7 protein-coding genes are annotated in these 15158 nt (G+C 77.0%); 3 read left to right on the top strand and 4 right to left on the bottom strand.

Annotated elements, in window-relative coordinates; genetic code table 11:
• Positions 1-48: 48 nt before the first annotated feature.
• The 3 genes from ACN20G_RS36340 to ACN20G_RS36330 all read right to left on the bottom strand — a co-directional run bounded on the left by ACN20G_RS36340 (position 49) and on the right by ACN20G_RS36330 (position 11736).
• Positions 49-7935 carry a type I polyketide synthase gene (locus tag ACN20G_RS36340; RefSeq protein WP_424217638.1) on the bottom strand — a complete coding sequence of 2629 codons (7887 nt, stop codon included), beginning with the start codon at positions 7933-7935 and terminating at the stop codon, positions 49-51.
• On the bottom strand, positions 7911-10991 hold the full coding sequence (locus ACN20G_RS36335; RefSeq protein ID WP_424217637.1) for a type I polyketide synthase: 3081 nt from the start codon (positions 10989-10991) through the stop codon (positions 7911-7913). Before ACN20G_RS36335 ends, ACN20G_RS36340 begins: the two co-directional genes overlap by 25 nt.
• 151 nt (positions 10992-11142) lie before the next feature.
• A complete protein-coding gene (locus ACN20G_RS36330) occupies positions 11143-11736 on the bottom strand; it encodes a TetR/AcrR family transcriptional regulator (protein WP_424217636.1) in 594 nt (197 codons plus the stop codon).
• A 79-nt stretch (positions 11737-11815) separates the two neighbouring features.
• On the opposite strand from ACN20G_RS36330, the gene ACN20G_RS36325 reads away from it, so the two are divergent.
• The 3 genes from ACN20G_RS36325 to ACN20G_RS36315 all read left to right on the top strand — a co-directional run bounded on the left by ACN20G_RS36325 (position 11816) and on the right by ACN20G_RS36315 (position 14846).
• On the top strand, positions 11816-12064 hold the full coding sequence (locus ACN20G_RS36325; RefSeq protein WP_424217635.1) for a hypothetical protein: 249 nt from the start codon (positions 11816-11818) through the stop codon (positions 12062-12064).
• Positions 12065-12437: 373 nt separating this feature from the next.
• Positions 12438-13007 carry a Uma2 family endonuclease gene (locus ACN20G_RS36320; protein ID WP_424217634.1) on the top strand — a complete coding sequence of 190 codons (570 nt, stop codon included), beginning with the start codon at positions 12438-12440 and terminating at the stop codon, positions 13005-13007.
• Between the two features lie 132 nt (positions 13008-13139).
• A complete protein-coding gene (locus ACN20G_RS36315) occupies positions 13140-14846 on the top strand; it encodes a proline--tRNA ligase (RefSeq protein ID WP_424217633.1) in 1707 nt (568 codons plus the stop codon).
• On the opposite strand, the gene ACN20G_RS36310 is transcribed toward ACN20G_RS36315, so the two are convergent.
• A complete protein-coding gene (locus ACN20G_RS36310; protein ID WP_424217632.1) occupies positions 14836-15150 on the bottom strand; it encodes a hypothetical protein in 315 nt (104 codons plus the stop codon). The two genes, ACN20G_RS36315 and ACN20G_RS36310, sit on opposite strands and share 11 nt — an antisense overlap.
• Positions 15151-15158 lie beyond the last annotated feature (8 nt).

Here is a 15158-nt window from a genome sequence, read left to right as displayed (position 1 = left end):
GCGGTGGCGGTGTGACGGGGTGACGGGCGGGGTGGGGCGGGGTGGGGCTCAGTTCGTGGTGCGGCCGAGGGCGGCGCGGACCAGGTCGGCCACGTCCATGGACCTGAGGTCCCCGGCGGGCGCGGCCGGTTCGGGCGCGGGCGCGGGCGTGGCCGGTTCGGGGCCGGCCAGGGCCAGCAGCCGGTCCAGGAGGCCGTCGGCGCGCAGCCGGTCGAGGGGCACGCGGGCGAGGAGGGCCCGCACCTCGGTCTCGTCCCGGGGCGCGGGGTGCGCGGCCGGGGCCGTCTGCGGGCTCCGGGGGGCGGGGGCGAGGCGGGTGAGGAGGTGCGCGGCGAGGGCGGTGGGGGTGGGGTGGTCGAAGATCAGGGTGGAGCTCAGGCGCAGCCCGGTGGCTGTCTTGAGGCGGTTGCGCAGTTCGACGGCGGCCAGTGAGTCGAAGCCGATGTCGGTGAAGGCGCGGCGGGGTTCGACGGCGCCGGGGCCGCTGTGGCCGAGGACGCCGGCGACCTCGGTGCGCACAGCCTGGAGCACGGTGTGCTCGTGGTCGGCCTCGGGGAGTTCGGCGAGGACCTCGGCGAGGGTGCGGGGCCCGGCGGCGGGGGCGGTGGTGGGGCGGACGCCGGCCAGGCGGCGCAGGACGGCGGGCAGGTCGGCGCCCCGGCGGCGCAGGGCGCCCGGGTCGAGACGGACCGGGGCGAGGACGGGCAGGTCGGTGGCGACGGCGGCGTCGAACAGGGCCAGGGCCTCGTCGGGGTCGAGGGCGCCGATCCCGGAGCGGGCGACGCGGGCGCCGGCCTCGGCGTCCAGGCCCGCCCCCATGCCGGCGCCGTTCCACAGGCCCCAGGCCAGGGAGGTGGCGGGCCGGCCGGCGGCGCGGCGGTGCCGGGCGAGGGCGTCGAGGAAGACGTTGGCGGCGGCGTAGTTGCCCTGGCCGGAGGCGTCGAGGGTGCCGGCGGCCGAGGAGAACAGCACGAAGTGGGCGAGGTCGCGGTCGGCGGTGAGTTCGTGCAGGTGCCAGGCGGCGTCGGCCTTGGGGCGCAGCACGGTGTCGAGGCGTTCGGGGGTGAGGGCGGTGACGAGTCCGTCGTCGAGGACGCCGGCGGTGTGCACGACGGAGTCCGCGGGGTGGGCGGTGAGGACGGCGGCGAGCGCGGCGCGGTCGGCGACGTCGACGGCGAGGATCTCGGCGCGGGCGCCGGCGGCGGCGAGTTCGGCGCGCAGCCGGTCGGCGCCGGGGGCCTCGGGGCCGCGTCGGGACAGCAGCACGAGGTCGGTGACCCCGTGGCGTTCGACGAGCCGGCGGGCGACGAGCGCGCCGAGTCCGCCGGTGCCGCCGGTGACCAGGACGGTGCCCCAGGGCCGGCGCGGGGCGGCCGGGTCGGGGGCCCGGTCGGGGGCGGGTTCGGGGGCGGGTTCGAGGCGGGGGGCGTGGGCCCGGCCGGCCTGCCACAGGACCTCGGGTTCCCCGGAGTCGAGGACGGCGGCCAGCGCGGCCCGGTCGGGGCCGGGGCCGGTGGTGTCGGCGCGGGCGACCAGCACGATCCGGCCCGGTTCCTCGGCCTGCGCGGCCCGCACCAGCCCGTGGACGGGGGCGGTGGCCAGGGCGGCGTCGGTGAGGACGACGAGGACGGCGCGGGCGCGGCGTTCGTCGGTGCTCCAGTGCCGGACGGCGGCCAGGGTCTCGGCCAGCGCGGTGCGGACGGCGGCCGGGAGGTCGGTGGTGTCGCCGGCCCGGACCGGCAGCACGACCGCGTCGGGGGTGTCGGCGTCCTCCGGGGTGAACCGGGCCGTGATGCCCGCCACGCCCGGGTCGGTGCCGGCCGGGTCGGTGCCGGGGGTGTGCAGGACGGCCCAGCTGCGGTGGTCGGGGCGGCCGGTGGGCTCGGGCAGCGGCTCGGTGCCCGGGGCGTACAGGGCGCGGGGGCGGCCGGTGAGGCCGTCGGCGGTGACGGGCCGGGTGACGAAGGAGGCGATCGTGGCCACGGGCGCGCCGGTGGTGTCGGTGAGTTCCAGGCGGGTGCCGGTCGCGTCGCGGCGGGCGGTGACGCGGGCGGTGAGCGGGCCCCGGGCGTGGGCGGTGACCCCGGTCCACGCGAAGGGCAGGGCCGGGCCGGTCGGGTCCCGGTCGGGGCGGCCGTCGAGGGCGTCGAGGAGGGCGGTGGTGTGCAGGGCCGAGTCGAGGAGGGCCGGGTGCAGGTGGTGGCGGGCGGCGTCGGCGGCGAGCGCGGCGGGCAGGTCGAGTTCGGCCAGCACGCTCTCGCCCAGGCGCCAGGCGGCGCGCACGCCTTGGAAGGCGGGGCCGTGGTCGTAGCCCTCGCGGTGCAGGCCGGGGTAGAGGTCGGTGACGTCGAGGGGCACGGCGCCGGGCGGCGGCCAGGCGGCGGGGGCCGGGTCGGCGGGCGCGGCGGGGGCCGGGTCGGCGGCGGTCAGGGTGCCGGTGGCGTGCCGGGTCCAGTCGGTGTCGGGGGCGGCGTCCTCGGGCCGGGAGTGGATCTCGACGGTGCCGTCGGGGCGGGCGCCCACCCGCAGGTGGACGGCGGTGTCGGGGGGCAGCACCAGTGGGGCCTGGAGGGTGAGTTCCTCCAGGGCGGGCCGGCCGGTGAGGTGCCCGGCGTGCAGGGCGAGGTCCACGAGGGCGGCGCCCGGCAGGAGCACGGTGCCGAGCACGGCGTGGTCGGCGAGGACGGGGTGGGTGGCGGTGGAGATCCGGCCGGTGAGCAGCAGTCCGGCCTCGCCCGGCAGGTCGAGGCGGGCGCTGACCAGGGGGTGGTCGGCGGCGGCCAGGCCGTGCCCGGTGGCGGCCCCGGTGTCGGGGGCGGCCGCGGGCAGCCAGTAGGGGTGGTGCTCGAAGGCGTAGGTGGGCAGTTCGACGGGTGCGCCGGCGCCGGCGCGCGGGCCGCCGTGCGCGGCGGTGAGGTTCACGGGGACGCCCCGCACGTGCAGGGCGGCGAGCGCGGCGAGCAGGGCCCGGACGGGGTCGGTGTCCTTGCGGGCGGTGGGCAGGAAGAGGAGTTCCTCGGCGCGCGGGCCGTCGGCGACGGCGTCGGGGCCCAGGGTGCTCAGGACGGGGCCGGGGCCGAGTTCGAGGAAGGTGTCGGCGCCGAGGGCGACGAGGGTGCGGACGGCGTCGGCGAAGCGGACGGTCTCGCGCACGTGCCGCACCCAGTAGTCGGGGTCGGCGAGTTCGGTCGGGTCGGCGGCCCGGCCGGTGAGGGTGGAGACGATCGGGAGGACGGGCTCGGCGGTGGTGACCTCGGCCAGGACCCGGCGGAAGGGTTCGAGGACGGGGTCCATCAGCGGGGAGTGGAAGGCGTGGCCGACGCGCAGCCGGCGGGCGCCGGGGAAGCGGTCGGCGATCCGGGTGACGGCGGCCTCGGTGCCGGAGACCACCACGGCGCGGGGGCCGTTGACGGCGGCGAGGGCCGCGTCCGCGTCGAGCAGCGGCGTCACCTCCTCCGCCGTGGCCGGCAGGGCGATCATGGCGCCGCCGGCGGGCAGGGCCCGCATGAGCCGGCCGCGGGCGGCGACGACGGTGACGGCGTCCTCCAGGGACCACACGCCGGCCACGTGGGCGGCGGCGAACTCGCCGACGGAGTGCCCGGCCAGCCGGTCGGGGCGGGCGCCGAGGGATTCCAGCAGCCGGTACAGGGCGACCTGGGTGGTGAACAGGGCGGCCTGGGCGTAGTCGGTGCGGTTCAGCAGTTCGGCGTCGGCCTCGGCGTCGGTGCCGGCGTCGGTGCCGAGGATCACCTCGGCGAGGGGGCGTTCGAGGTGCTTGTCGAAGAGGGCGGCGATCCGGTCGAAGTGTTCGGCGTAGACGGGGTGCGCGGCGCGCAACTCGGCGCCCATGCCGGGGCGTTGGGAGCCCTGGCCGGAGAACAGCCAGGCCCGTTCGCCGTCGCCGGCGGGGCCGGTGACCAACAGCTCGGGGGCCGGGGCGCCCTGGGCGAGGGCGTCGAGGCCGGCGGCGGTGTCGGCGGGTCCGGTGCTCAGGAGCACGGCCCGGTGGGGGTGGTGGGCGCGGGTGTCGGCGAGGGCGCGGGCGAGGTCGGCGGGGTGGGTGTCGGCGAGGGGCCGCAGCCGGGCGGCCTGGCCGCGCAGGGCGGCGGCGGAGCGGGCGGAGACGGGCAGGGCGTACACCCGCCCGGCGGGACCCTCGGCGGGCTCGCCGGCGTCCTGGGCCGGGTGCTGGGTCGGGTGTTCGGCGGGGGCCTCGGCGGGGGCTTCGAGGATGACGTGGGCGTTGGTGCCGGAGATGCCGAAGGAGGAGACGCCGGCGCGGCGCGGCCGGTCGCGTTCGGGCCAGGGCCGGGCCTCGGTGAGGAGGGCGACGGCGCCGGTGGTCCAGTCGACCTGGTGCGAGGGCTCGTCCACGTGCAGGGTGCGGGGCAGCACCCCGTGCCGCATCGCGAGCACCGTCTTGATGACCCCGGCGACGCCGGCGGCGGCCTGCGTGTGGCCCATGTTGGACTTCACCGAGCCCAGCCAGAGCGGGTCGTCGGCGGCGCGGCCCCGGCCGTAGGTGGCGAGGAGGGCGCCGGCCTCGATGGGGTCGCCGAGGGTGGTGCCGGTGCCGTGGGCCTCGACGGCGTCCACGTCGGTCGGGCCGAGGCCGGCGGCGGCGAGGGCGGCGCGGATGACGCGCTGCTGGGAGGGGCCGTTGGGGGCGGTCAGCCCGTTGCTGGCGCCGTCGGAGTTGACGGCGGAGCCGCGCACGACGGCCAGCACCCGGTGTCCGTGCCGGCGGGCGTCGGAGAGGCGTTCCACGACGAGGACGCCGACGCCCTCGCCCCAGCCGGTGCCGTCGGCGCCGGCCGCGAAGGACTTGCAGCGGCCGTCGGCGGCGAGACCGCGCTGGCGGGCGAAGTCGACGAAGGTGTCGGGGGTGGACATGACGGTGACCCCGCCGACGAGCGCGAGATCGCATTCGCCCTGGCGCAGGGCCTGGGCGGCCAGGTGCAGGGTGACCAGGGAGGAGGAGCAGGCGGTGTCCACGGTGACGGCCGGGCCCTCCAGCCCGAGCGCGTAGGCGACGCGGCCGGAGACGACGCTGCCGAGGCTGCCGTTGCCGACGTACCCGGCGAGGTCCTCGGGGACCTCGGTGAGCCAACTGCCGTAGTCGTGGTACATCACGCCGGCGAACACGCCGGTGCGGGAGCCGCGCAGGCTGTCGGGGTCGATGGCGGAACGTTCCAGCGCCTCCCAGGACACCTCCAGCAGCAGCCGCTGCTGCGGGTCCATGGCGGTGGCCTCGCGGGGGCCGATGCCGAAGAAGGCGGCGTCGAAGGCGTCGGCCTCGTGCAGGAACGCGCCCTCGCGGGTGTAGGTGCGGCCCGGGACCCCCGGTTCGGGGTCGTAGAGGGCGTCGGTGTCCCAGCCCCGGTTCACGGGGAACGCGCCGACCGCGTCCACCCCGTCCGCGACCAGGCGCCACAGGTCCTCCGGGGAGCCGACCCCGCCGGGGTAGCGGCAGCCCATGCCGACGATGACGATCGGGTCGCTCTCGGTGTCGGTGGCGGTGGCGGTGCCGGTGCGACCGTCCGGGCCGGTGGCGGAGGTGCCGGGCGCGGGGTCGGCGGCCGGGTCGGCGGCGCCGAAGAGGGTGTCGTGGACGTGCGCGGCCAGGGCGCGGGGGTTGGGGTGGTCGAAGACGAGGGTGGCGGGCAGGCGCAGGCCGACGGCGGCGCCGAGCCGGTTGCGCAGTTCCACGGCGGCCAGCGAGTCGAAGCCGATGTCGGTGAAGGCGCGGGCCGGGTCCACGGCGGCGGGGCCGTCGTGCCCGAGGACCCCGGCGACCTCGGCGCGCACCAGCTCCAGCAGGGCGCGCGGCCGGTCGGCGGCGGCCAGCCGGTCCAGCGGTCCGCCGGCGGCGGCGTTCGCGCTGGCCTCGCGGCGCCGGACGGCGGGCCGGACCAGGGCGGACAGCAGCGGGGGCACCCCGCCGGGCCGGCGGCGCACGGCGGCGGCGTCGACCTCCACGGGCAGCAGGTGCGGGGCGTCAGCGCGCAGGGCCGCGTCGAGGAGTTCCAGGGCGCGGGCCGGGGCGAGGCCGGGGACGCCGTTGGCGGCGACCCGGGCCAGGGCGGCCGGGTCGAGGGCGGCGCCCATGCCGGCCCCGTGCCACAGGCTCCAGCCCAGCGAGGTCGCGGGCAGGCCGAGGGCGTGGCGGTGGGCGGCGAGGGCGTCGAGGTAGGCGTTGGCGGCGGCGTAGTTGCCCTGGCCGGGGCCGTCGAGGACGGCGGCGAGGGAGGAGAACAGCACGAAGTGGGCGAGGTCGCGGTCGCGGGTCAGTTCGTGCAGGTGCCAGGCGCCGGCGGCCTTGCCGTCGAGGACCTCGTCGAGCATCGCGTCGGTGAGGGTGGTGACCAGTCCGTCGCGGACGGCGCCGGCGGTGTGCACGACCGAGTCGACGGGGTGGGCGGCGAGCAGGGTCCGCAGGGCCTCGCGGTCGCCGGTGTCGCAGGCGGCGACGGTGACCTCGGCGCCGAGCGCGGCGAGTTCGGCGGCGAGTTCGGGGGCCCGGCCGGTCCGGGACACCAGCAGCAGCCGGCGCACCCCGTGGGCGCGCGCCAGGTGCCGGGCCACCTCGGCGCCGAGCCCGCCGGTGCCGCCGGTGATCAGGGTGGTGCCCCAGGGCCGGCCCGGGCCGGTGGGCGCGGTGACGGCGCGGGGGGTGAGTCGGGGCGCGTCGAAGCGGCCGTCGGTGAGCACGAGTTCGGGTTCGCCGGCGGCGAGGGCCTGGCGCAGTTCGGCGTCGGTGGGCCGCGTCGGGTGTTCGACGAGGAGCACGCTGCCGGGGTGTTCGGCCTGCGCGGAGCGGAGCAGGCCGCGCGCGGCGGCGTGGGCGGGGCTGTCGGGCGGGGTGAGGACGAGGAGCCGGACGCCGGCCGTGCGGGGGTCGGCGTGCCAGGCGCGCAGCAGGTCCAGGGTCTCGTGGGCGAGTGCGCGGGCGCTCGCGGCGTCGGGGCCGGGGCGGTGCGCGTCGCCGCCGGGCCGCCAGGTGACGGCGTCGGGGGCGGGCCCGTCGAGGAGCGCGGGCAGCGCGGCGGGGGCGGCGGCGGCCGGCAGGTCCACGAGGCGTAGGGCGGGGGCGTCGGCGGGCCGGGGGTGCGGGAGGGCGGTGATCGCGTACAGGGTGTCGTGCCGGGTCACGGGCCGGGAGGTGAGGGCCCCGATCGTGGCCACGGGGGCGCCCTCGGCGTCGGCGAGGTCCAGGGCGATGGTGTCGGGGCCGGTGCGGGTGATCCGGACCCGCAGCACGCTCGCGCCGGCCGCGTGCAGGGTCACCCCGCTCCACGCGAAGGGCAGCAGGGTCTCGGCGCGGTCCGGGGCGGTGAGGGCCTCGGCGTGCAGGGCGGCGTCGAGGAGCGCGGGGTGCAGCCCGTAGCCGGCGGCGTCGGCGCGGGCCGGTTCGGGCAGCGCGACCTCGGCGTACAGCTCCTCGCCGCGCCGCCAGGCGGCCCGCAGGCCGCGGAAGGCGGGGCCGTAGCCGTAGCCCTGGGCGGCGAGCTCGCGGTAGGTGTCGGTGGTGTCGAGGGCCTCGGCGCCGGCCGGCGGCCAGGAGCCCGCGTCGGCGCCGGTCGGGGTCGCGGTCGCGGCGTTCGGGGCCTGGCCGGCGAGGGTGCCGGCGGCGTGCCGGGTCCAGGGGGTGTCGGCGTCGGGCCGGGAGTGCACGGTGAGGGCGCGCCGGCCCTCCGCGTCGGGTTCGCCGACGGCGATCTGCACGGCGACCTCGGCGTCCGGCCGCAGCTCCAGCGGGGCGGCCAGGGTGAGTTCCTCCAGCGCGCCCGCGCCGACCTGGTCGCCGGCGCGCAGGGCCAGTTCCACGAACGCGGTGCCGGGGAAGAGGATCCGGTCGCCGACGACGTGGTCCGTGAGCCAGGGGTGGGTGCGCGGCGAGATCCGGCCCGTCAGCACGACGCCCTCGGCGCCCACCGCGACGGCCGCCGCGAGCAGCGGGTGCCCGGCGGGCAGTTGGCCGAGGTCGGCGGCGTCGGTGGGGGCGCCCTGTTCGAGCCAGAACCGGCGCCGGTCGAAGGGGTACCCGGGCAGGTCGACGTGGGTCGCGGGCCGCCCGCGACCCGCCAGTCCACGGGCACGCCCCGGGCGTGCGCCTCGGCCAGCGCGGCCAGCACCTGCCGGCTCTCGGGGCGGGAGCGGCGCAGCACGGGCAGGAAGGCGGTGTCGGCGGCGCGCTCGGGGTCCAGGCCCTCGGGGGCGAGCGCGCTGAGCACGGGGTCGGGGCCCAGTTCGAGGAAGGTGCGCACGCCCGCGTCGACGAGCCCGGTGACGGCCTCGTGGAAGCGGACCGGGTCGAGGACGTGCCGGACCCAGTACTCGGGGTCGGACATCTCGGTGGTGACGGGCCGGCCGGTGACGGTGGAGTGCACGGGCAGGGTGGCCGGGCCGTAGTCCAGGACCCGGGCGACCCGGCGGAACTCCTCCACCATGGGCCGCATCAGCGGGGAGTGGAAGGCGTGGCTGACGGTGAGCCGCTTGGTGTCGTGGCCCCGGGCGGCGAGGGTGTCGGCGAGGCCGGCGAGTTCGGCGCGGTCCCCGGAGAGGACCAGGTTGCGGGGGCCGTTGACGGCGGCGATCGCGGTGCGGGCGGTGAGCAGCGGCGTCACCTCCTCGGGGGTGGCGCGCACGGCGAGCATGGCGCCGTCCTCGGGCAGGGCCTGCATGAGCCGGCCCCGGGCGGTGACGAGGATGCTCGCGTCCTGGAGGGTGAGCACCCCGGCGACGTGCGCGGCGGCGATCTCCCCGATGGAGTGCCCGGCGAGGTGGTCGGGGGTGATCCCGCGGCTCTCCAGGAGCCGGTAGAGGGCCACTTCGAGGGCGAACAGGGCGGGTTGGGCGTACTCGGTGCGGTGCAGGAGTTCGGCCTCGGGGGTGCCGGGATCGGCGAACACGACCTCGGTCAGGGGGCGCGGCAGGTGCAGGTCGAGGTGGCCGGCGACCTCGGCGAGGGCGGCGGCGAACACGGGCTGTTCGGCGGCGAGTTCGCGGCCCATGCCGGGGCGTTGGGCGCCCTGCCCGGTGAACAGGAGGGCCAGGTCCCCGGGCGCGGGCGCGGTCAGGGGGGTGGTGCCGTCGGCGAGGGCGGCCAGTTCGACGAGGAGTTCGGCGCGGTCGGCGGCCACGAGCACGGCGCGGTCGCGCAGCACGGCGCGGCCGCCGGCCAGGGCGCGGGCCAGGTCGGCGGGGGCGAGGGCCGGGTCGGCGGCGGGGGCGAGCAGGTCCCGGGCCCGGGCCCGCAGGGCGGTCTCGCCGCGGGCGGACAGCGGGAAGAGCAACGGCCCGGCGGTGGTCTCTTCGCCGGGGGCGGCGGGGGCTTCGGCGGCTTCGGCGGGGGCTTCGAGGATGACGTGGGCGTTGGTGCCGCTGACGCCGAAGGAGGAGACGCCGGCGCGGCGCGGCCGGTCGCGTTCGGGCCAGGGCCGGGCCTCCGTGACCAGGTCGACGTGGCCGGTGGACCAGTCCACGTGCGGGGTGGGCGCGTCCACGTGCAGGGTGCGGGGCAGCACCCCGTGCCGCATCGCGAGCACCGTCTTGATGACCCCGGCGACGCCGGCGGCGGCCTGCGTGTGGCCCAGGTTGGACTTGACGGAGCCCAGCAGCAGGGGGTCCTCGGGGGCGCGGCCCCGGCCGTAGGTGGCGAGCAGGGCGCTCGCCTCGATGGGGTCGCCGAGGGTGGTGCCGGTGCCGTGCGCCTCGACCGCGTCGACCTCGCCGGCCGAGAGCCCGGCGTCCGCCAACGCGCTGTGTATGAGGCGCTGTTGGGAGGCGCCGTTGGGGGCGGTGAGCCCGTTGGAGGCGCCGTCCTGGTTGACGGCGGAGCCGCGCACGAGGGCCAGCACCCGCCGACCGGCCCGGCGGGCGTCGGAGAGCCGCTCCAGCACGAGGACGCCGACGCCCTCGGCGAAGCCGGTGCCGTCGGCGGCGGCGGCGAAGGGCTTGCAGCGGCCGTCGGGGGCCAGGCCGCGCTGCCGGCTGAACGCCGTGAACACCCCGGGCCCGCCCATGACGGCGACCCCGCCCGCGAGGGCGAGGGAGGACTCCCCCTCGCGCAGGGACCGGCAGGCCAGGTGCAGGGCGACGAGGGAGGAGGAGCAGGCGGTGTCGACGGTGACGGCGGGACCCTCGGCGCCGAGCACGTAGGCGACGCGGCCGGAGATGACGCTGGCCGCGTTCCCGGCGAGCAGGTGCGCGTCGAGCCCGTCGGGGGCCTGGTGCAGCCGGGGCCCGTACTCCTGCACCTCGGCGCCGACGAACACGCCGGCGGCGGAGCCGCGCAGGGCGCCCGGGTCGATGCCGGCGTCCTCCAGGGCGTGCCAGGAGGTCTCCAGCACGAGCCGCTGCTGCGGGTCCATGCCGAGGGCCTCGCGGGGGCCGATGCCGAAGAACGCGGCGTCGAACTCGGCGGCGCTCTCCAGGAACCCGCCGGTGCGGACGTAGGCGCTGCCGGGGACCTCGGGGTCCTCGTCGTACAGCGCGTCGAGGTCCCAGCCGCGGTCCTCGGGGAACGCGGACAGCACCTCCCCGCCCTCGTCGAGCAGCCGCCACAGCGCGTCCGGCGAGGTCACCCCGCCGGGGAAGCGACAGCCGATGCCGACGATGGCGATGGGCTCGTCGTCCCGGACCCGCGCGGCGACCTCGGCCGGCCCGTCGGCGGCCCCGTCGAGGGCCAGGTCCAGCAGGTGCGCGGCGAGGTCGAGCACGGTGGGCCGGTCGTAGGCGACGCCCACGGGCAGCTCCAGCCCGGTCCGCTCCACCAGCCGCCGGTGCAGGTCCACGGCGGCCAGCGAATCCAGCCCGACGGCCACCAGCGGCGCGGCCGGATCCAGCCCGGTCACGGTCCCGGGCCGCACGGACTCGACGGCCTCGGTCACGGCGACCCGCACGAGGTCCACCACGAGCTTGCGCCGCCGGGCGGGCGCGGTCTGGGCCAACAGCAGTGCCAGCGCCGAATCGGTTCCGGACCCGTTCATCCACGCAACTCCAGTCTCGACCGACGGCGATACCCCAGCTCCGGCCAAGCTAACGACCCCCACCCCACCCCCCACACCCTTACGCACCCCTAGGGGCCGTCGGCGGATCCTGTCCGCGAGCAGGGGGCGGTGCCGCGAGCTCGCCGGGCCCTCAGCGAAGGACTTGTTCGAGGTGGTGGTCGAGGAGGTGTCCGGCGGCTTCCGGGGTGCGGTAGCCGAGGGCGACGTCCACGCCGAGGCTGGTGGCCAGGGACCAGCAGATGTCGGCGTCGGTGCGTTCCTCGCGGCGCGGCTCGCTGCCCCGCTCCTCCCGGGCCGCCGTGATGAGGCCGGCGGTGAAGGTGAGCAGCTCGTCGTCGCCCGGCGCCAGGACCTTGGCCATCGTCGGATCGGAGACCGCCCGGCCCGCGACCGCCAGCGCGAAGCGCATCAGCCGCGCGCCCTCCCGGGCCGGGCTGATCAGGGCGTACAGGCAGGCGCGGAGAACGGCCTCCGGACTGGTCGTGTCGGCGGCGGCGACCGCGTTCTCGATGGTGCCGTTGACGGCCCGTACGGCACGGTCGAGGGCGTCGCGGATCAGGGCCTGCATCGACGGGTAGTAGTGCTGGACCTGGCCCATCGAGACACCCGCCTCCTCGGCCACCTTGCGCAACGACACCTGCTCGATGCCGCCGCGCACGGTCAGTGACCAGACGGCCTCGACGAGCCGCGCCCTGCGCGCCTCGTGATCCACGATCTTCGGCACGGCGTCGCCGCCTTCCTTCGCACTTTCACCATGCGATCGCATTGCAAAACCCGGCACCGCGCGTTTACAGTGCAAGTGCATGGTAAACCGTGATCAGCCCGAGGAGGGCCCCATGAAGTACGGCTTCTACCAGGTACTCGGCATGGCGCTGCTCGTCATCGGCGCCCAGGGCGCGATACGGCAGCTCGTCGACCACGACAACGCCGGCCTGCTGGACTGGCTCCCGGGCGGCTTCGCGGCGAGCATCACCGTGTACGCCCTGGCCGCCGCCATCGGCGCGGTCATCGCGGGGCGAGCCCACAACGCCCGCAAGCCGACCGGCGACTGACTCGGCGCGAGCGAACGGGGGGACCGTTCGACGGTCCGTTCGGCCTCGTCGGGGTCCCCGGGTTCCGGGATCGCGTGCCGGATACGGCGTCTTCGCAGGTGGCGGCGGTTGGCACAGGAACGGTGCACCGTGCCGCCGCCGCCCCGGCGTGAGCAGGAGGGCCACGGGACAACGGCGCCATGCGCGGACCGCCCCGTCCACGAGCCGTGCCGATCCGGCAGCTCGCCGGTGTTCCGCCGCTTGCGGCGCGTCCTCGCCCGGTGTGTCGACGAGCAGGCCGACCCCCGACGCCACCGACACGAGAACACCGACCGGCCCACCTCGGACGGAGCCCGGGGGGCACACTGGAGGAAGACCGAGGAGGAGAGGAATCGTGAGTGTCGCGCACGAGCATCAAGGCCCTTGGACCGTCGAGGACGTCCTGGCCATGCCCGAGGACCCCAGTCGGCGGGTCGAGCTGGTCGGTGGGCAGCTCATGATGAGTCCCGCCCCGAACCTGGCCCACCAAGAGGCCTCCTTCCTTTTGGCCTCGATCCTCCACCGGGCCGCCCGCGCCGCGGACCCGCGCCGGTGGAAGGTGTACGAGGCGGTGAACGTGCTCCTGCCGGACGGTCTCGCGATCCCCGACCTCGTCGTCGTCGACAGGACCCGCGTGGACACCGGCGCCGCCACCGTCCACGCCCACGACGTCGTCCTGGCGGTCGAGATCGCCTCCGCGTCGACCCGGGTCACCGATCGCAAGCTCAAGCCGGTGCTGTACGCGGCGGCCGGCATCCCCTTCTACTGGCGCGTCGAACTCGAACCCGCTCCCCGCCTCCTCGCCGGCACCCTCACCGCGGGCGGCGGCGGATACCTCGAACGCGAACACCTCTCCGGCGTCGCCGCCGCCTTCGACGAGCCCTTCCCCATCACCTTCGACCCGGCCCGCCTCCGCGAGGAGTAGTCCGCTCCTCCCCCGAAAACGGGTGGGACAAGACGGGGCACAGGCATACGATTCGAGCTCCGTCGCGCCGTTCGGGACGTGTTTCGCGGGTGGTGTGCGCGGTTCCTTGCCCTTGTCGAGAGGACGATCGTCGTGCGCTGGTCCCATCTGTACGTGCCCACCCTGCGGGAGGATCCGGCCGACGCGGAGGCGGTCAGTCACCGGCTGTTGCTGCGGGCCGGGTTCGTGCGGCAGTTGATGGCGGGCCACTACTCGCTGCTGCCGCTCGCGGTCCGGGTGCGGGCGAAGGTCACGGAGGTCATCCGCGAGGAGATGACCGCCATCGGCGGCCAGGAGATCGCCCTGCCCTCCCTGCATCCGGCCGAGCTCTGGCAGCGTTCCGGGCGCTGGGAGACGATGGGCGAGGAGATGTTCCGCCTGAGGGACCGCAAGGGCGCCGATCTCGCGCTGGGCATGACCCACGAGGAGATCGTGACCGACCTCGCCCGCGAACTGGCCTCCTACAGGACGCTGCCGCAGACCTGGTTCCAGATCCACACCAAGTTCCGGGACGAGGCCCGCCCGAAGTCCGGGCTGCTGCGGGTCCGCGAGTTCACGATGAAGGACGCCTACTCCTTCGACGTGGACCAGGCGGGCCTGGACCGGGTCTTCGAGGCGCACCGGGAGGCGTACGGCCGGATCTTCGCCCGGCTGGGGCTGCCGGCGATCGGGGTGGAGGCGTCCAGCGGGAGCATGGGCGGGGGTTCCTCGGTGGAGTTCATGAGTCCGGCGGAGGCCGGCGAGGACCTCGTGATCCGCTGCCTCGGGTGCGGGTACGCCGCCAATCAGGAGAAGGCCGTCTCCGCCCTGCCCGCAGTCACCGACCACGTCGGCGGGGCCGCGCCGGAGCCCTTCGACACCCCGGACGTGCGCACCATCGAGGAGCTGGCCCGCCTCCACGGGGTACCGGCCGACCGGCAGGTCAAGACCCTGGCCCTGGTCGTCGACGACCGGCCCCGTCTCGTCCTGCTGCGCGGCGACCACACCCTGATGGAGCAGAAGCTGCTGGACGCCCTCGGCGCGCACCACGTCCGCCCGGCGACCGCCGAGGAGATCGTCGTCCTGCTGGGCGCGTCCCCGGGCAGTCTCGGCGCGGTCGGCGTCGCCGATGTGCCCGTGATCGCGGACGAGGCGTTGAAGGGCCGGGTCGGGATGACCACCGGCGCGAACCGGGACGGCGTGCACCTGCGGCACGTGGACCTGTCGCGGGACGTCGTCGTCGAGCGGTGGGCCGATCTGCGCGAGGTGGGCGCGGGCGAGGCGTGCGCGCGGTGCGACGGGGAGCTGGAGGTGGTGCGCACGATCGAGGTCGGGCACGTCTTCAAGCTGGGCCGCAAGTACACCGAGGCCCTGGGGGTGTCGGTGCTCGGACCGGACGGCAAGCCGGTCGTGCCGCTCATGGGCTGCTACGGGATCGGGGTGGAGCGGGCGATGGCGGCGGTGGTGGAGGCGCACCACGACGAGCGGGGCATCGTGTGGCCGGCGGCGATCGCCCCGTTCACGGTGGCCGTCGTGGCGCTGAGCGCGAAGGACCCCGCCGTCGTGGAGGCCGCGGAGGCCCTGTACCGGCGGCTGCGGGACGCGGGCGTGGATGTGGTGCTGGACGATCGGGACGAGCGGCCCGGGGTGAAGTTCCGGGACGTGGAGCTGGTGGGGATCCCGCTGCGGGTGACCGTCGGGGCGCGGGGGCTGGCGGAGGGCGTGGTGGAGGTGACCACGCGCACGAACCCGACCACCGAACGCGTCCCCCTCGCCGAGGCCCCGGACCGGGTCCGTGAGGTTCTGTCCGTCACCCTCTGACGGGCCCCGGTTCCGGGAGGCGGTGGAAGCCCTCCCGGGTCAGGGTCTCGGGGTGGCTGCGCAGGATCTCGGCGGTGGCGGCGGCCTGGGTCGCGTGCGGGTCGAGAGCCCGCCGCTTCGCCGGCGGGGATCCGGCCGCGTCCGCGGTATGGGTGACGGGCAGCCGGGACGCCTCGACGGTCCCGGGGTGCGGGAAGCCGGGGCGGGCGGGTTCGCGGTGCGGGCGGGCGTGCGCGATCAGCCACACCTCCGCCGGCCGGTGGGCGCCGGGCCCGGCCAGGGCGTCGAGGACCACGTGGTGCACGGCGGCGT

Origin of the sequence: Streptomyces dryopteridis (assembly GCF_049606955.1) — a bacterium.
Taxonomy (GTDB): domain Bacteria; phylum Actinomycetota; class Actinomycetes; order Streptomycetales; family Streptomycetaceae; genus Streptomyces.
The sequence above is the reverse complement of the archived record's forward strand: the minus strand, read 5'-3'. Positions and strand labels throughout refer to the sequence as shown.